Here is a 17,585-nt window from a genome sequence, read left to right as displayed (position 1 = left end):
CTCAAAATTCCTTACGCGGCGTCCTCGAACTGGGCGTAGCCGGACGCTTCCAGCTCCAGCGCCAGTTCCTTGCCGCCGCTCTTCACGACACGGCCTTTTGACATCACGTGCACGACGTCAGGCACGATGTAGTTCAGCAGCCGCTGATAATGGGTGATGACGACCATCGCGCGCTTGGGCGAATGCAGCGCGTTGACGCCGTCGGCCGCAATCCGCAGCGCGTCGATGTCGAGGCCGGAATCCATCTCGTCGAGGATGCACAGGCTCGGCTCGAACAGCGCCATCTGCAGTACCTCGTTGCGCTTCTTCTCGCCGCCGGAGAAGCCGACATTGACACCGCGCTTGAGCATGTCCTGCGGGATGTTCAGCGACTTCGAGACTTCGCGGACTTTCTTCAAAAAGTCGGGCGTCGAATATTCGCCCTCGCCGCGCGCCTTGCGCTGCGCGTTCAGCGCGGTGCGCAGGAAATTCATGGTGGAGACGCCGGGGATCTCGACCGGATACTGGAACGCCAGGAACACGCCCTTGGCGGCCCGTTCGTTGGGCGCCATCGCGAGCAGGTCTTCGCCCTTGAACAGGATCTCGCCGTCGGTGACCTCGTAACCAGGCTTGCCGGCGATGACGTGGGACAGCGTCGATTTGCCGGAGCCGTTCGGCCCCATGATCGCGTGGATCTCGCCCTCGTTCACGGTCAGCGTCAACCCATGGAGGATCTCACGCTCCTCGACACGAACCTTGAGGTCTTTCACTTCAAGCAAAGCCATCTTGGTGTCCAGTTTATTCAAATGATGCATAGGGCGCGCGACGCGCGCCGCGAGGGCCGGCGCTAGCCGACCGATCCTTCAAGCGAGATCGAGATCAGCTTCTGCGCTTCCACCGCGAATTCCATCGGCAGTTGCTGCAGCACGTCCTTGACGAAGCCGTTGACGACGAGGCCGACCGCCTCCTCCTGCGTGAGGCCGCGCTGGATGCAGTAGAACAGCACGTCCTCGGAGATCTTGGACGTGGTGGCCTCGTGCTCGAACGTCGCCGACGAGTTCTTGGCTTCGATGTAGGGCACGGTGTGCGCGCCGCATTTGTCGCCGATCAACAGCGAATCGCAGGCGGTGAAGTTGCGCGCGCCGGTCGCCTTGCGATGCGCGGTAACGAGCCCGCGATAGGTGTTCTGCGACTTGCCGGCTGCGATTCCCTTGGAGATGATGCGGCTCGACGTATTCTTGCCGAGATGGATCATCTTGGTGCCGCTGTCGACCTGCTGATAGCCATTCGAGATCGCGATCGAGTAGAATTCACCACGCGAATTGTCGCCGCGCAGGATGCAGCTCGGATACTTCCAGGTGATCGCCGAACCAGTCTCGACCTGGGTCCAGGAGATCTTGGAATTGTTGCCGCGGCAGTCACCACGCTTGGTGACGAAATTGTAGATGCCGCCCTTGCCTTCCGAATTGCCGGGATACCAGTTCTGCACCGTCGAATATTTGATCTCGGCGTCGTCGTGCGTGACGAGCTCGACCACGGCCGCGTGCAGCTGGTTCTCGTCGCGCTGCGGCGCGGTGCAGCCCTCGAGATAAGAGACGTAGGAGCCCTTGTCGGCAATGATCAGCGTGCGCTCGAACTGGCCAGTGTTGCGCTCGTTGATGCGGAAGTAGGTGGACAGTTCCATCGGGCAGCGCACGCCCGGCGGCACGTAAACGAACGAGCCGTCCGAGAACACCGCCGAGTTCAGCGTTGCGTAGAAATTGTCCGACGTCGGCACCACGGATCCCAGATATTTCTGCACCAGCTCGGGATGCTCGCGGATCGCCTCCGAGATCGGCATGAAGATCACGCCGGCCTTCTTCAGCTCGGCCTTGAAGGTGGTCGCAACCGAGACCGAATCGAATACCGCGTCGACCGCGATCTTGCGCCTGTTGGGGTCTTCCTCGCCGGGCTTCGGCTCGACGCCTTCGAGCATGGCGACTTCCCGCAAGGGAATGCCGAGCTTCTCGTAGGTCTTGAGGATTTCGGGATCGATCTCGTCGAGCGAGGTGATCGTCTTTTTCGGCTTCGGCGCCGAATAGTAATAGAGGTCCTGGAAGTCGATCTTGGGATAGTCGACGCGGGCCCAGGTTGGCTCGGTCATGGTCAGCCAACGCCGATAGGCCTCGAGCCGCCACTGGAGCATCCAGGCGGGTTCGTTCTTCTTCTCGGAGATGAACTTGACGGTCTCTTCCGACAGCCCCTTGGGGGCCTTGTCGGACTCGATCAGGGTCTCAAACCCATAACGATACTGGTCGACGTCGATGCGCTTCACGCGCTCGACCGTCTCTTGCACGGCTGGCATTCTATCCTCCGCTCGCGGTTTCAAGGACCGCGGTGGATCATCAAACTCGGACGACTATTACGATGTTTCTTGGCGGGACGCACGCGCTTAGAACCGTTCAAGGCGTGTTTCATCGCTTATCCATTAAGTAGGGTATTACCGAGCTTTCGCCAAGCCTCTAACGCCCTGTTGATGTCATCCGGCTCCGTGGACCAGCCCAGACTGAGACGCACCGCTCCTTGGGCGACGGTCGGATCATACCCCATTGCCGACAACACGTGGGACGGCTGCACCTTGCCCGAGGAACAGGCAGATCCCGAGGACACCGCGACACCTTCGAGGTCGAAACCGATCACCGCCGTCTCGGCTTTCAACCCGGGAGCCGTGAAAAGAACGGTGTTAGGTAACCGCCCAACATCACTTGAGAAGACCGTTGCACCCGCCATGGAGCGAATGCCATTTTCCAAGCGATCTCTTAGGCTTGCCATCCGCTCCGCATCCTCGGGCAAAGCCTGAAGGGCGACCCGCACCGCTGCGCCGAAGCCGGCAATACCGGCGACATTCTCGGTTCCGGCGCGCCGGTTGAGCTCCTGCCCGCCGCCTCGGAGCAACGGCTCAAGTCCGGCCACGCCCTCGGCCACGACCAGCGCGCCGACCCCCTTGGGGCCGCCGATCTTGTGTGCAGAAAAGGTCGCAAGGTCTGCGCCGATCACTTTGATATCAAATGAGATTTTTCCAAACGCCTGGATTGCGTCGACGTGCAGCAGGCCGCCAGCCCCGTGAACGATTCCCGCGGCCTCGGCGATGGGCTGCAGCGCGCCCGTCTCGTTGTTGGCCGCCATGATGGAGATCAGCGCCGGCGGGCCGTCGCCGAGCAGCGCCTTCAAATGGTCGAGGTCGATCACGCCGGAGCGCGTGACCCTGATCTGACCGATCTGATCGGTCGGGAACCGGCCGCCCGCCAGCACCGAAGCATGCTCGACAGCCGAGACCAGAAGCCGCTCGACAGGCCCGCCAGAGGGCCCTCGAAGACCCGGTGACAGCGCCAGCGCGTTGGCTTCGGTTCCCGTGGAGGTAAAAACCGCGTTCCGCGGCAGCGCGCCGACGGAGGTCGCAAGCAGGGCCCGCGCGTCCTCGACAAGGCGCCGCGCCTCGCGCCCCTCGGCATGAACCGAGGACGGATTGCCGATGAGCTCGGAGGCTGCGAGCATCGCGCTTCGGGCCTCGGCGCGAAGCGGCGTGGTCGCATTCCAGTCGAGATAGATGCGGCTCGGCATAGAGTATTATATTACCTGAGACTGATTGCTGCGCCAGCGCTGGTACCCGACATGGGCTCCCCTGGAGCACTTGGCAATCTCGATTCCGGATTCCCCCATCGCGCGACGACGCGGCCATGACGCTAACGCCTTGAGCTCATTGGGCGATGTTCAAGATGCTTGCTTTTTGACCCTCGGCTCATGTTAGAACGCGCGCGTCAGTTCGCCGCGCGCCGCTCGCGCATCATCCGAGGGCGCCGCTCCACCCTTCCATTCGCGGCTTGATCGGCCCAGCAGCCGATGAAATCCGCACAATCGGTTGATTGTTGAAGAGCGTCTTCAAGGGATCAATCAAGAGATCATCATGCCTGAAGTTATTTTCACCGGCCCCGCCGGCCGCCTCGAAGGCCGCTACCATCCGGCCAAGCAGAAGAACGCGCCAATCGCGATGGTCCTGCATCCGCATCCGCAGTTCCACGGCACGATGAATCATCAGATCATCTACCAGTGCTACTATGCGTTCGCGCATCGCGGCTTCTCGGTGCTGCGTTTCAATTTCCGTGGCGTCGGCCGCAGCCAGGGCTCGTTCGACCACGGCACCGGCGAATTGTCGGACGCGGCCGCGGCGCTCGACTGGGCGCAGACCATCAATCCCGAAGCGCGCGCCTGCTGGGTTGCCGGCTTCTCCTTCGGCGCCTGGATCGGCATGCAGCTGCTGATGCGCCGCCCCGAGGTCGAGGGCTTCATCTCGATCGCGCCGCCCGCCAACCTCTACGACTTCTCGTTCCTCGCACCCTGCCCGTCCTCGGGGCTGATCGTGCATGGCGAGAAGGACGCGGTGGTGCCGCCCAAGGACGTCAACACGCTGGTCGAGAAGCTGAAGACCCAGAAGGGCATCGTGATCGACCAGCAGGTCATCCCGGGCGCCAACCACTTCTTCGACGCCAAGCTCGAGCCGCTGATGGAAACCATCACCGCCTATCTCGACATGCGCCTCGCCAACGTGCGCTGAGCTTTCCGTGGGTGCGTTCATCGCATTGCTGCGTGCCGTGAATGTCGGCGGCACCGGCAAATTGCCGATGAGCGAACTCAAGGCCATGTGCGAGGAGCTCGGCTACGCCGCCGTGCGCACCTATATTGCAAGCGGCAACGTCGTCTTCACAAGCCGCAAGTCGCAATCTGCGATCAAGACCGCACTCGAAAAGCGGTTGCACGCCTATGCCGGCGCGCCGGTCGGCGTGCTCGTGCGCAGCGCCACCGAGATGGCGCAGGTCTTGGCCGATAATCCGTTTCCAAAGGCCGCCCCCAACCGTACCGTCGCGATCTTCCTCGACAAGGCGCCGCCGGCGGATGCGCTCGCCGGCATTCGCGGCCAGAACAAGGAGGAGATCCGCCTCGGCCGCCGCGAGATCTACGTGCATTACGGCGACGGCATGGGCACGTCGAAGCTGGTCATCCCCGCCGCCAAGACCGGCACCGCGCGCAACATGAAAACGATCGCGACGCTCGCGAAAATGGCCGCAGAGCTCTAGGCCAGCTTGAGCGCCGCGATCCCCGTCAGCACCAGCAGGATCCCCGCGATCTTCATCGCGCTCAGCGCCTCGCCGAACAGCACCACACCCATGACGACGGTGCCGGCGGCGCCGATGCCGGTCCAGACCGAATAGGCGACGCCGACCTCGAGCACCTTCAAAGCACGCCCGAGCAGGACAACGAAGGCTACGAGCAGCACGAGCGAAACGACGCTCCAGCCAGCGCGCGTGTAGCCTTCCGCATATTTCATCGAGATCGCCCAGCCAACATCGAGTGCGCCTGCGATCACCAGCATCAGCCAGGCCATGGATTGCGACATCGGCGTGGGCTCAGGCCGCAAGCTTGAGCAGATGCGCGTCGTGGCGCACGAGGAAGGCGCGCAGCAATTGCGGATAGTCCGCGCCCACCGCAGTACGGACGCTCGGACGCTTCGCCAGTTCGGCGCGCCATGCGCGGACCTTCGGCACATCGCGGAAAATGCCGTGGTCGGTCAGCTCGTCGAACAGATCGAAGTAGCGGAAGACGGGGGCGAATACGGCGTCGACGAGACTGAACGCTTCGCCAGCAAAATAAGGACCGGCACCGAGCGCCGCTTCGACCCGGGCGAACTTCACCATCAGCGCCTGGCGCTTGCTCTCGAACGTCGCCGCATCGGTCGTGGTCTCTAGGCCCCAGAGATCGGCGAGCACTGCTGAACCGAACTCCATCCACGCCCGGTGCTCGGCACGCTCCAAGGCATCCGCCGGATGCAGTCTCACGCCGCCTTGCGTCTCCTCGATGTACTCGCAGATCACGTTGCTCTCGAACAGCGCGACCTCGCCCTTCTCGCTCGTCACGACCAGCACCGGCACCTTGCCGAGCGGCGACAGTTTGAGAAACCAGTCGGGCTTATTGGCGAGATCGATGTCGACCCGCTCGAACGGCACGCCCTTCTCGTTGAGCGCGATCACCGCGCGCTGCACATAGGGGCAAAGCTTGTGGCTGATCAGTTTCAGTGAAGCGGTCATGGCGAGAATCCCGACGGTTAGATGCAACTGCATCAAAGATAGATGCATGTGCATCTACCTGTCAAGATCAATGCATCTGCATCATCCCGCCTATGATCTCAAGGCCGCGCGATCACCCCGCCCGTCATCGGCATCGGCACGCCCGTGGTCCCGGGATACGACAGCGGCAGGCCCTTCAGGCCGCGCGCGGCGAGGAAGCCGAAGGCCTGCGCCTCGATGGCGTCGGAGGCCCAGCCGACTGCCTCCGCGGCCTCGACAGTGGCGGACCCAACGCGCTCCCGCAGCATCTGGAGCATGGTCCGGTTGCGGGCGCCGCCGCCGCAGACGATCCAGCTCCGCGGCCTGCGTGGCAGCAGCGGGATGATGCGGGCGATGGCCGCCGCGGTGAAGGCGGTCAGGGTCGCGGCGCCGTCGGCCGGCAGGACATCGCCGAGCTTTAGTGCTGCAAAATCGTTGCGGTCGAGCGATTTCGGCGGCGGGCTTACGAAGAACGGCAGCTCCAGCGCCCGCGCGATCCAGGCTTCGTCCGCCTTGCCGAGGGCTGCGAGCTTTCCGTCCGCGTCGAACGCCTGGTTCATGGTGCGGTACATGAAATCGTCGAGCAGCGCGTTGCCGGGTCCGGTGTCGCAGGCAATCAGCGTGTCGTTGCCGTCGATATAGGTGATGTTGGAGACGCCGCCGATATTGACCACGATGATCGGCCCTTCGCGCTCCAGCGAATGGGCGAGCGCGCGGTGATAAACCGGCACAAATGGCGCGCCCTGCCCGCCGGCCTCGACGTCGGCGGCGCGAAAATCATGCATCACCGGGATATGGATCGCCCTGGCCAGCGCCGGCGCGTCGCCGATCTGCACCGTCAGCCGCTTCTCGGGGCGGTGCAGCACGGTCTGGCCGTGGAAGCCGACGATGTCGATGTCTTCCGGCTTCATCCGGTTCTGGGCGACGAAGGCGGCCACCGCCTCGGCATGCGCGAGCGTCACTGCGCGTTCGGCCTCGGCCAGAACTCCCGGCCTAGCATCGCGTTGCGCCAGGTGCACGGCCTCGCTCAGCGCCTGACGCAGCAGGTTGCGCTCCGCCGGGCTATACGGCCGGTAGCCGGACGGCCCGAATGCCTTCACCTGCTTTCCGTCGGTTTCGATCAGCGCAACATCCACCCCGTCCAGCGAGGTGCCGCTCATCAAACCGAGTGCCGTCAACATCATGGATCAGCGTCCTCAAGAGACCCTTCCGGCATGCCGATCTTGTGCCAGAGGGACACATCTTATAATGCCACAGGCCAAAGTAGCGGGCAGCAACCGAGTTCCCACGGATGACCCTTAAATTGCTCCCAAAACAGTAAACCAAGAATTGTCAGGCGCGCCGACAAATGACTGCATTCAAATCGGATTTCCTCAATACGCTGCAGGAACGTGGATTCATCCACCAATGCTCCGATTTCGAGGGGCTGGACGCCCTCGCCGCCAAGGGCGAGGCGACGGCTTATGTCGGTTACGATTGCACCGCCCGCTCGCTGCACATCGGCAACTACCTGACCATGATGATGCTGCACTGGCTGCAGCAGTCCGGCAACAAGCCGATCACGCTGATGGGCGGCGGCACAACCATGGTCGGCGATCCCTCCGGAAAGGACGAGACGCGCGCGATCCGCACCGTCGCCGAGATCGAGGCCAACAAGGAATCGATCCGCGGCGTGTTCGCAAAGGTGCTGCGCTATGGCGGGGGCAAGAGCGACGCCATCATGCTCGACAATGCCGAGTGGCTGACAAAGCTCAACTACATCGAGATGCTGCGCGACGTCGGGCGGCATTTCTCGGTCAACCGCATGCTGACGATGGACTCCGTGCGCCTGCGCCTCGAGCGCGAGCAGGAGATGAGCTTCATCGAGTTCAACTACATGATCTGCCAGGCCTACGACTTCGTCGAGCTCGCCAGGCGGACCGGCTGCAACTTGCAGATGGGCGGCTCCGACCAGTGGGGCAACATCATCATGGGCGTCGATCTCGGCCGCCGCATGGGCACGCATCAGCTGTTCGCCCTGACGACGCCGCTGCTGACGACGGCGTCGGGGGCCAAGATGGGCAAGACCGCTCAGGGCGCGGTCTGGCTCAACGCCGACCAGTTCTCGCCGTATGATTTCTGGCAGTACTGGCGCAACACCGAAGACGCCGACGTCGGCAAGTTCCTCAAGCTGTTCACGACGCTGCCAATGACCGAGATCAGGAAGCTCGAGGCGCTCGGAGGCTCCGAGATCAACGAGGCCAAGAAGGTGCTCGCCACCGAGGCGACCGCGCTCCTGCATGGCCGCGACGCAGCGAACGAGGCGGCCGAGACCGCGCGCCGCACCTTCGAGGAAGGCGCGCTGGCCGAGAGCCTGCCGACCGTGGAAATTCCGCGCGGCGAGTTCGACGCCGGCCTCGGCGTGCTCAACGCCTTCGTCAAGGCGGGCCTCGTTGCCTCCAACGGCGAAGCACGGCGCCAGATCAAGGGCGGCGGCCTGCGCGTCAATGACGAGCCCGTCACCGACGAGAAGATGGCGTTGTCGGCGGCCGACCTGACGCCGGAAGGCGTGGTCAAGCTGTCGTTCGGCAAGAAGAAGCACATCCTCCTGAGGCCTGCATAGGCGTATGAGCTTTTCGCTGCTTGTCAGGGCGCGCTGAAGCGCGCTCCCTGATCGGCAATGGACCAGAACACGCTAGAGGAACAGTCCAAGCAAGCGACCAGGGAACGCGTCACGGCGACGCCGCAGGGCGTCGTGCGCACCGCGCTGGTGGTGCTCGCGCTCTGCTTCACACTCGCCGTGCTCGGCCGCGGCCTCAGCGAAAGCTTCACCGTCTTCCTGAAGCCGATCTCGGAAAACTTTGGCTGGGATCGCGCCCAAGTGGTCTCGATCTATTCGCTGACCTGGCTCGTCAGCGGACTGACGGCGCCGTTGGTCGGGCGCCTGTTCGATCATTCCGGACCGCGCATCGTCTATGCACTGGGGCTTTTGCTGCTCGGCTCGGCCTTCCTGATCGCAAGCCACGCGCAGTCACTCTGGCAGTTCCAGCTCTCGATCGGACTCTGCGTCGGCATTGGCGTCGCCTTCATCGGCAATGTGCCGAACTCGATCCTGCTGGGCCGCTGGTTCGGCCCAAAACTCCCGACCGCGATGGCGGTGGTCTACTCGGCCATGGGTGGCGGCGTGCTGGCGCTGCTGCCGGCCTCGCAGCTTTTGATCGATCATCTGGGGTGGCGCGAAACCTACCAGCTGTTCGGCTTCGCCGCGCTCGGCCTGCTGGTGCCGCTCATGCTGCTGCCATGGCGGCTGTTCGCCTCGGGCTCGCCGCAGATCGCGAAGAAGACCGATCCGGATTTCGTCGATCACGGCTGGACCCTTCCGAGCGCGATGCGCCATCACGCCTTCTGGGCGCTTTTCTCGACATTCTTCTTCACCGCGGTCGGCATGTATGCGATCGCCGCCCAGATCGTGGCCTATTTGATCGATGCCGGCTTTCCACCGCTGCAGGCCGCCACGGCCTGGGGCTTCTCCGGCATCGTGCTGGTGTTTGGCATGCTAGGCGTGTCCGCGCTCGACGGCCTGATCGGTCGCCGGCCGTCGGTGCTGCTCAGCTACGCGATCTCGATCCTCGGCATCTTCCTGCTGTGGCTGTTGCAATACTCCGCCAATTTCCTCCTGCTCACCGGATTCGTGGTCTGCTTCGGCAGCATGATGGGCTCACGTGGACCGCTGATCACGGCGACCGCGATGAAGATCTTTGGGGGCAAGCGCGTCGGCACCATCTATGGCACCATCTCGATCGGCAGCGGGCTCGGCTCGGCTTTCGGCTCCTGGAGCGGCGGCCTGATCCATGACGCGACCCATGGCTACAACGCGCTGCTCGCCTTCGCACTCGCGAGCGTGGTGCTCGGGATGATCCCGTTCCTGGTCGTGCCCGCCTTGCGGCGGTAGGTCTCCTGAAGGTAACTTGAGCGCATTCGCGTCACCGGGAAATTACGGATGGGCACGACGCGAACAGCTACGAAGATGTGGATCGCACGCGGCTGAAAGTCCTTCCTGCGGTGTTTTGTCCGACATGACAAAAATGTCAGCGCAAATTGCCCTTGGGCGGCTTGCAGGGCGGAACTGAATGCGGTCCTAGTCGCAGCATTGGATGGAGGGCACAAACCAATGAACTTTCCCTATCTCGTTCGCTTTCAACCGGTTCTCTTGAGCCTGTTTCGCTTCATCACCGGCCTGCTGCTGTTCCAGTACGGTGTCGCCAAGCTGTTCAAGTTTCCGGTGCTTCCCTACTTCGCAAACATCCCGCCGATCATCTACGCAGCCGGTACGCTTGAGCTCGTGCTTGGCGCGTTGCTGATGATCGGCCTGTTCACCCGCCTCGCGGCATTCATCCTCTCGGGTGAGATGGCCTTCGCCTATTTCATGGGGCACATGTTCAAGGGCGAAACGCCGGTGTTCCTGCCGCTGCTCAATGGTGGCACCGCGGCGATCCTGTTCTGCTTCGCCTGCCTCTACCTCTCGGCAGCCGGCGGCGGCTCGGTCAGCGCCGATGCGGCGATGGGCAAGGACTAGCGGCGCGTTCGCGCGGCGCTGAGGCGTCAGCGATTGATTCGCGAATGAAGAGATGGCATCCGTATGTTCACGGGTGCCATCTCAGCGCGAGCCCAGCACGTTCCAGACCAGGACGAGGACCGCGACCAGCAGCATCGACATGATGAGGCGGTGAACGAATCGGTTCATTGCCGCTCCCAACGGATTAGGTCGCGACTAAAGACCCACACGATTTTTCTCCGAGTTGACGCGCCATGCGCCCGAGAAGCGCATGACGACCTGCATGTTTGCGCACGCCGCTTGCGCGGCAGCCGTCGCACGCGTCCATTCATGATTGGTAAGAATTTCATGCTACCGACGCGAGCAACAATAACCATTCCGTCGAGGCCGTGATGAAGCTGCTGAGTCACCTCAAGATCCGCACCAAGCTCGCCAGCATGGTCTGTCTTTCGGCACTCACGGTCACGGCCATCATCGGGGTGTCGTCCGTGCTCAGCAAGAGCCGCATGCTGGAGGATCGCGTTCAGCAGATGCGGACCGCGGTCGACATGCTCCACAACCTCGCCCAATCACTCGAAGAGGAGGTCGGCGCCGGCAAGCTGACGCAGGCCGAAGCGAAAATCCAGTTCCATCTGCGCGGCCGCCGCATGAGCTTCAATGGCGGCCAAGGCTATCCGGTGGTCTATAACGCCGATACCTCGATCCTGATCAACGGCGCGAACCAGCAGCTCGAAGGCAAGATCACGGGCGCCAAGGACTCCAACGGTGTCCTCATCGCAGATGCGATCGTAACGGCCGGCAACCAGGCTGCTCAGGGCGGCGTAACCTCATATCTCTACCCCCGCCCCGGCCAGACGGAGCCCGTCCGCAAGACCGTTTTCGCGCGCAAATTCGCGCCCTGGAACGCGACGATCAGCTACGGCCTCTATGTCGACGACATCGACGCCGACGTGCGAGCCTTGACGCTGGAGCTGGGGGCGATCGGCATCGGCTTGATGCTGCTGATGGCGACATTGTCCTGGCTGATCGCCCGCGACGTGCTCGGCGCGCTCGATCGCCAGAAGAACCGCATGCAGGCCATTTCCGAAGGCGCCATCGACACGGCGGTCGAGGAGACCGGTCGCGGCGACGAGATCGGCCGCATGGCCGAGACCCTCGAAGTGCTCAGGCAGACCGCGCTGACCGCGCGCAAGCTGGAGGCCGAGCAGGTCGCCGCCAAGAGCCGCAGCGAACAGGAGAAGCGCGACGCGCTGATCTCGCTTGCCGACCGGTTCGATGCCTCCGTCGGCCAGCTCGTCGGCCTGATGGCCTCGGGCTCCGGCGAGCTGGAGGTCACCGCCAAGTCGATGTCGTCGACCGCGGAAGGCACCAACCGCCGCGCCGCCGTCGTCGGCTCGGCCGCCACCGAAGCCAGCCAGCGCGTCCAGACGGTCGCGGCCGCGGCCGAGGAGCTCTCCTCCTCCATCACCGAGATCAGCCGTCAGGTCGCGCAGTCCGCCGTGGTCACCGGCCGTGCCGTGGACAGCGCACGCCGCACCGACACCATCGTGCGCGCCCTCTCGGACGGCGCCCAGCAGATCGAGCACGTCGCCGAGCTGATTTCCAGCATCGCGGCGCAAACCAATCTGCTCGCGCTCAATGCCACCATCGAGGCAGCACGCGCCGGCGAAGCCGGCCGCGGCTTTGCTGTCGTCGCTTCGGAGGTGAAGTCGCTGGCGAGCCAGACTGCCGAAGCCACCCGCGAGATCGGCGACAAGATCGCCCAGATCCAGGGCGCGACCAAGGAAGCGGTAGACGCCATCGGCGGCATCACCGCCACCATCGAGGAGGTCAGCCGGATCGCCACCTCGATCGGCGCCGCCATCGAGGAGCAAGGCGCCGCCACCGCCGAGATCGCCCGCAGCGTCTCCCAGACGGCCGAGGCAACCCAGGAAGTCACCACCAATATCGGGGGCGTCAGTACGGCAGCGAACGAGACCGGCAATGCCGCAGGCATGGTGCTCGCAGCAGCCTCAAACCTCTCCAAGCAGGCCGAGCAGCTCTCTGGCGAAGTCGGGACTTTCCTGGCGGGCGTGCGCGCGGCGTAAACGGCAGGCACCAAAGCCAGCACGTCGTCATGGCCGGGCTTGTCCCGGCCATCCACGTTCTACTTGCTTATGGACATAAAGTTCGTGGATGCCCGGGACAGGCCCGGGCATGACGAAGTCGGCAGCCCCTTCGCTATCGCCGCGCGAGGGTGCACCCGCTCGATAGCTGGCGCGTCGATCCGGTCGAGCCATCGTTCGACTGCGACGGGAATTCCTCGAACGGCGAGTTCTGTTTGCCGGTGTTGAATTCGAAGATCTTGCGGAACAGACCGGGTGCCATCGCCGAAATCGGGTTGACGCGCATTACGGGCGCTGCCGGCGTGCCGACGACCTCGTAGGTCACGCCGATCAATCCTTCATTGTTGCCGCCGCCGAGGAAGATGCCGAACAACGGGATCTGGCCGAAGATGTTGTTGACGCCGTACATCGGGACGAAGGTGCCGCTCATACAAACCTGGTTGCCGGGAAAGTCGATTGAGCCCTCGATGGTGGCGCCGATCATCGGCCCCTTGACCACGCCGTCCCGGATCGTGAGCGCGCCGTTCTGCCGCGTGAACTCCGCACGCATCGCCGTGAAGGCTACGCCGTTCTGGGCGCCGTTGGGAGCCCCCGCCGCGACGCGATCGAGTTGCTCCATTCCCTTGACCGAGAAGTCACGCACATTGATCAGTCCTTCCCGTGTCGTAGGCTCGGACGTCGGCGGCTCCATCGCCACCACCATCTGGCCGCCGAAGACCTTGTTGGTGGTGTCTGTGAAGCGCAGGAAGTTGCCGGCATCGCTGGTCTGGAGATAGATCACCTCGCGGTTGCCCTGGGCGCGGCCGCCGCGCAGGTCGGCGGCCACGGGCGTGTCTTTTCCGATCCTGCCGCTCAGCGTGAAGGCTTTGACCGCACCATTGCGCCGCGACATCTTGGCGTCGACGCTGCGCATCGCCTCGCCGTTGAAACCCATGACGGCGCCGAGCTTCACGTCGATGTCGAAATCGAGGTTCTTCGTCTTGCTCTTGGCATCGTCCTTTGAATTGCCTGAGATCGCCGACTTCAGGAAGCCGCGGCCGTCGAATACGTCGCCGCGCATCGTACCCTTGAGCACGCCGTCCTGGCTGCGCTCCACTTTCAGTGAGGCCTTGTCGCCGTCGGATGGCGCGTAGGTCGGGAAGTTCGCGTTCATGAGCTCGCCGTTGGCATCGACCTCGAGCGACCCCTTGATCGAGGCGCCGCCGCCTTCGATGACGATGTCCTCCAGACGCGTCGATTGCGCCGTCGGCACCACCTTGAAGCTGGCCTTGCCCGCTCTTCCCGGCAGCTTGACCCAGCCGGGCAGGATGTTGTCGAGCTTGACCGAGGTCAGGTCGGCCTCGATGCCGAGCTTCGTCGTCTGGTCGGGTCCCCCGGCGATCTTGCCCGACAGTTTGATCGGCACCGATCCGCTGACGGCGGGACCCAGATCGAATCCGAGGCGCGCGCGGCTCGCATCGTCCAGCGTGGTCTGCAGTTTGACGTCCGCATCGCCCTCGGCCGGCTTGCGGTAATCGAGCGAGGCCGCCTGCCCGTTGATCTTGACGTCGCCCTTGACCTGATAGCCCTGGTTGCTCGCGACGATCTTGAGGTTGTTGGCCTCCAGCTTTTGGTTCATCACCAGCTTGTCGGCACCAAAACCGTTGAGATCGGCCGTAACGCTGTAGGTGGTGTCGGCTTTGGTCAGCTCGCCCTTGACCGGCAGCCCAAGCTGGACGTTCGCCGAGAACGTCCCCTTGCTGGTATTGGGATCGATGACGGTCGACGACAGATCGCTCAAGCGATCGTTGGAAAGCATTTCGGCGGCCGCAGGCACCGGACCTTCGACACGAAACCTCGTCCGCGACGGCGACGGCTTGGGCGCCATATCGGGCACCTCGAAGACGAAGTCGGAAATCGTGACCTTGCGGCCCGCCGGCGTATCGGCAATGCCCTGCCCGATGTTCACCGTCGCGGTGCGGCCGGTCACGCGCGCCTTCAAATCGGCATCGTGCACCACCGGCAGGCCATCGACGGGGCGAACCGTGACACCGCTCGCCACGATATTGACCGACAAGCCGTCGTCGGGAATGGGTGGGCCCTTGCGCGGAAGATTCTTCGTCGGTGAATTAACGCCGATCTCGATGCGCTGGAGCGTTCCACGCTCGATCCGCTCGATCACCCATTCGCGCAACTCGGGAACGACAAGGGTCGGCCACATCCGCTTGAGCGCGGAGGCCGACATCGGCGTTCCCGCGAAACCCAATGTCAGCCGCGGCTCGCCCGAATAGTCGATGGCACCGGTGCCGGCGACGCCGATCTCTCCGTTGGAGATATCGGCCTGGGTCAACAGCAGCCTCTTGTGGTCGGTATCGAAGCGGAAGCCGATCGCAATGCGGTTGAAGACCAGCGGCGGCTCGTTGTCGATGCCGGCGAGCAGGATCGAACCGCCGCTGAAACCGAGCTGCCAGTCATTGACGGTGCCGTTGGGCGGCTCGACATGAGCCAGAAGCGTCAGGCGGTTCGCGCCCGAGAGGACCTTGAACGGAGCGACCAGCACCCGCCGGTTGGCGTCCCACTCGACATTGATCTCGGCCGAGTCGATCGCCATCGGATAATCGGGCGTATCGGTGTCGATGATGTTGCCCGCACCGACCGTGATCTTGCCGCGAAAGAAAGTCGGCACGCCGTCGCGGCCGAGCTCGCCCTTGATCTCGCCGGTCAGCGGCAGGTCGGCGGTGTAGGTGAGGTCCTTCACCCGCAGCGCCAGCAGGATGTTGGCGGTCGAGACCTTGTCGGCGCGGATATCGACCGAGCGCACGCCGTTCTCGGTGGGGCCGATCGTGGCACGCAACGACCACGGACGCGCGCCCTCTTCACCGAGGCTGAGCGCGACGCCGCCACGGCTCGGTCGGCGCAGGCTGAGCGTGATGTTCTCAAACGTCCATTTGCTGCCGCGCTGCTGGTCGTCGACGATCAGATTGCCGTTCTTCAGGCCGATCTCGTTGAGATTCTGGCCGTCGAGGCCGGTCATGCTCAGACTGTCGAGCCAGTCGAGGCCCTGAAGAATGCCAGTCGGGGACGTGGCCTGGGGCGCGGCTTGCGGTGCGTCGGAGGTCGCAGGCTCGGTGGCGAATGGCGGCGGTGGCACACCGTTGCGCGGGAAAGTCGGCGGCAGTCCCGCGTCCCTTTTGGAGGCGACGCCGGTTGCGAGCGGCTTTGCGGTGTCGCCGGCCGATACCGTGACGGTGCCGTCAGGCGCGATCCGGATTGCGAGCTCGGCATCGACGAGGTTGAGGCTTTCGGCGCGCAGATGCCCCATCAGCAGGCCCGCACCCGACAGCTTCACCTCGGCCTTCGGCGCGGTGGCGACAATGACGTGATCGTGGTCGCGCACGACGATATCACGGATGCGCACGGCGATGCGGATCCGCCCGGCCCGCTCGATCTGCGTGCCGCCGACCTCCACGGTGTTGCCGTGACCGATATTGTCCTCGATCGCGGCCGCGAGCCACGGCGTCGCAATGTCGAGATTGATGGGACCGGCGCCGAGCCGCCACCACAGCGCGCCGAAACAGCCGACGAAGATGACGACCAGGACACCGACGACCACGGCCACGCGCTTCAGCCAGCGACCGCCGCCCAACCAGCGGCGCAACGGCCCAAACCCGTCAGCGAAGCGATGGAAGCCCGAATTGGAACGCGACAACAGCCGGCGCGCCCGATGGCCCGCCGCCGCTTCCTGATCCGGATCCCAGTCGGCGTCGTCCCATTGCTGCTGCTCTGGTTGGCTGCCGCGCCGATCCAAATCCCGATTGTAATCCTGGGGCGACGTATTCCTTGCCATTGCCTCTCGATACAGGCGCCCGTCGTGGGATTGAGCGCCGCCGGGGCCGCAGCCGTCGACGGGAAGCGAAGCTTCCCGCGCCGGCATTGCCGCCATACCTCGAATATTCCTTCTGTTCGTCATGTCGCCCCGGGAGCGCGTTCAACGAGCAGTGGGGTGGTGCGTGGAATTCCTTGTAACCAGACTCCGGCGTCGTCAGACTCGCCCCGCCGAGGGCACGATTCCGGCATAGCGGAAAAGGGCTGCAATACCGCTTTGGTTGACCCGCCGAAAGCGACGAAAGGAAGGCGTATGTCCAAGAAATCCCAAAAGAAATCGTCCAAAACGCCCTCCGTCACTCCGACGGCTAAAAAGACGCCCGTGAAAGCGCGGGCTGCGACTCAAACCAAGTCCGCAAAAACACAGCGGACACCGGCGAGCAAATCAACTGGGACCATAGCAAAGACAGCATCGCATAAGGCCGCATCGAAACGGTTAAATTCTTCCAAATCGGCATTCGCGCCTGAAACGGCGGCGAAGGCCGGCTTGGCTGAGGGGCAGAAGGCTCCCGCCTTCCGCCTGCCCCGCGACGGCGGCGGCGTCGTCGCGCTGTCGGATTATACCGGCCAGAAGCTGGTCCTGTTCTTCTACCCCCGCGCCGACACGCCGGGCTGCACCAGGGAGGCCATCGATTTCACCCGGCTCACCGGCGCCTTCGCCAAGGCTGGCACCGCCGTGCTCGGTATCTCCGCCGATCCGGTCAAGGCTCAGGACAAGTTCCGGGACAAGCACGGTCTCGGCGTGCCCCTCATCTCGGACGAGACGCACGAGATGCTGGAGGCCTACGGCGCCTGGGGCGAAAAGTCCATGTATGGCAAGAACTTCCTGGGAATTCTTCGCACCACGATGCTGCTTGGCGCCGACGGCAAGATCGCGCGGATCTGGCGCAATGTCCGGGTCGAAGGCCACGCCGACGAGGTGCTGGAAGCCGCAAGGAGCCTTTAACCAATCATTTAAATTCAAGG

14 protein-coding genes are annotated in these 17,585 nt (G+C 63.9%); 7 read left to right on the top strand and 7 right to left on the bottom strand.

Going from position 1 to position 17,585, the window contains the following annotated elements; genetic code table 11:
* Positions 1-11 precede the first annotated feature (11 nt).
* The 3 genes from sufC to IVB42_RS39915 all read right to left on the bottom strand — a co-directional run bounded on the left by sufC (position 12) and on the right by IVB42_RS39915 (position 3,579).
* Positions 12-764, bottom strand: a complete 753-nt coding sequence (gene sufC / locus IVB42_RS39925; protein ID WP_007609807.1) for a Fe-S cluster assembly ATPase SufC — start codon at positions 762-764, stop codon at positions 12-14.
* A gap of 62 nt (positions 765-826) precedes the next feature.
* Complete coding sequence (gene sufB, locus IVB42_RS39920) at positions 827-2,323, bottom strand: Fe-S cluster assembly protein SufB (RefSeq protein ID WP_027569858.1); 1,497 nt, start codon at positions 2,321-2,323, stop codon at positions 827-829.
* Positions 2,324-2,439: 116 nt separating this feature from the next.
* Entirely contained in the window at positions 2,440-3,579 is a 1,140-nt protein-coding gene (locus tag IVB42_RS39915) for a cysteine desulfurase family protein (protein ID WP_247395211.1), read from the bottom strand.
* A 343-nt stretch (positions 3,580-3,922) separates the two neighbouring features.
* Between IVB42_RS39915 and IVB42_RS39910 the strand changes: the two genes are divergently transcribed.
* Both IVB42_RS39910 and IVB42_RS39905 read left to right on the top strand, forming a co-directional pair.
* A complete protein-coding gene (locus IVB42_RS39910; RefSeq protein WP_007591562.1) occupies positions 3,923-4,570 on the top strand; it encodes an alpha/beta hydrolase in 648 nt (215 codons plus the stop codon).
* 7 nt (positions 4,571-4,577) lie between these two features.
* Positions 4,578-5,090: a DUF1697 domain-containing protein gene (locus IVB42_RS39905; protein WP_085358775.1), complete on the top strand. Its 513-nt coding sequence runs from the start codon at positions 4,578-4,580 to the stop codon at positions 5,088-5,090.
* Here IVB42_RS39905 and IVB42_RS39900 read toward each other — a convergent pair.
* From IVB42_RS39900 to IVB42_RS39890, 3 genes are all read right to left on the bottom strand, one after another.
* Positions 5,087-5,410, bottom strand: a complete 324-nt coding sequence (locus IVB42_RS39900) for a multidrug efflux SMR transporter (protein WP_039799056.1) — start codon at positions 5,408-5,410, stop codon at positions 5,087-5,089. The genes IVB42_RS39905 and IVB42_RS39900 overlap by 4 nt on opposite strands.
* Before the next feature lie 10 nt (positions 5,411-5,420).
* Positions 5,421-6,098: a glutathione S-transferase family protein gene (locus IVB42_RS39895; protein WP_018454457.1), complete on the bottom strand. Its 678-nt coding sequence runs from the start codon at positions 6,096-6,098 to the stop codon at positions 5,421-5,423.
* A 98-nt stretch (positions 6,099-6,196) separates the two neighbouring features.
* Positions 6,197-7,300: an anhydro-N-acetylmuramic acid kinase gene (locus IVB42_RS39890; protein WP_018454458.1), complete on the bottom strand. Its 1,104-nt coding sequence runs from the start codon at positions 7,298-7,300 to the stop codon at positions 6,197-6,199.
* A 164-nt stretch (positions 7,301-7,464) separates the two neighbouring features.
* Between IVB42_RS39890 and tyrS the strand changes: the two genes are divergently transcribed.
* The 4 genes from tyrS to IVB42_RS39870 all read left to right on the top strand — a co-directional run bounded on the left by tyrS (position 7,465) and on the right by IVB42_RS39870 (position 12,737).
* Complete coding sequence (gene tyrS / locus IVB42_RS39885) at positions 7,465-8,718, top strand: tyrosine--tRNA ligase (protein WP_018454459.1); 1,254 nt, start codon at positions 7,465-7,467, stop codon at positions 8,716-8,718.
* Positions 8,719-8,775: 57 nt separating this feature from the next.
* A complete protein-coding gene (locus IVB42_RS39880) occupies positions 8,776-10,047 on the top strand; it encodes an MFS transporter (RefSeq protein WP_085353503.1) in 1,272 nt (423 codons plus the stop codon).
* Positions 10,048-10,266: 219 nt separating this feature from the next.
* Positions 10,267-10,671, top strand: coding sequence for a DoxX family protein (locus IVB42_RS39875; RefSeq protein ID WP_018454461.1), 405 nt, complete (start codon positions 10,267-10,269; stop codon positions 10,669-10,671).
* 371 nt (positions 10,672-11,042) lie between these two features.
* Entirely contained in the window at positions 11,043-12,737 is a 1,695-nt protein-coding gene (locus tag IVB42_RS39870; protein WP_247395212.1) for a methyl-accepting chemotaxis protein, read from the top strand.
* A 133-nt stretch (positions 12,738-12,870) separates the two neighbouring features.
* On the opposite strand, the gene IVB42_RS39865 is transcribed toward IVB42_RS39870, so the two are convergent.
* Positions 12,871-16,668 carry a DUF3971 domain-containing protein gene (locus tag IVB42_RS39865; protein WP_247371187.1) on the bottom strand — a complete coding sequence of 1,266 codons (3,798 nt, stop codon included), beginning with the start codon at positions 16,666-16,668 and terminating at the stop codon, positions 12,871-12,873.
* A gap of 204 nt (positions 16,669-16,872) precedes the next feature.
* On the opposite strand from IVB42_RS39865, the gene IVB42_RS39860 reads away from it, so the two are divergent.
* Positions 16,873-17,565: a peroxiredoxin gene (locus IVB42_RS39860; RefSeq protein WP_247395269.1), complete on the top strand. Its 693-nt coding sequence runs from the start codon at positions 16,873-16,875 to the stop codon at positions 17,563-17,565.
* Positions 17,566-17,585: the final 20 nt, after the last annotated feature.

The organism is Bradyrhizobium sp. 45 (genome assembly GCF_023073155.1).
Lineage (GTDB): Bacteria > Pseudomonadota > Alphaproteobacteria > Rhizobiales > Xanthobacteraceae > Bradyrhizobium > Bradyrhizobium canariense_D.
Note: the sequence above shows the minus strand (reverse complement) of the source record. Positions and strands in the feature narration are given on the sequence as shown.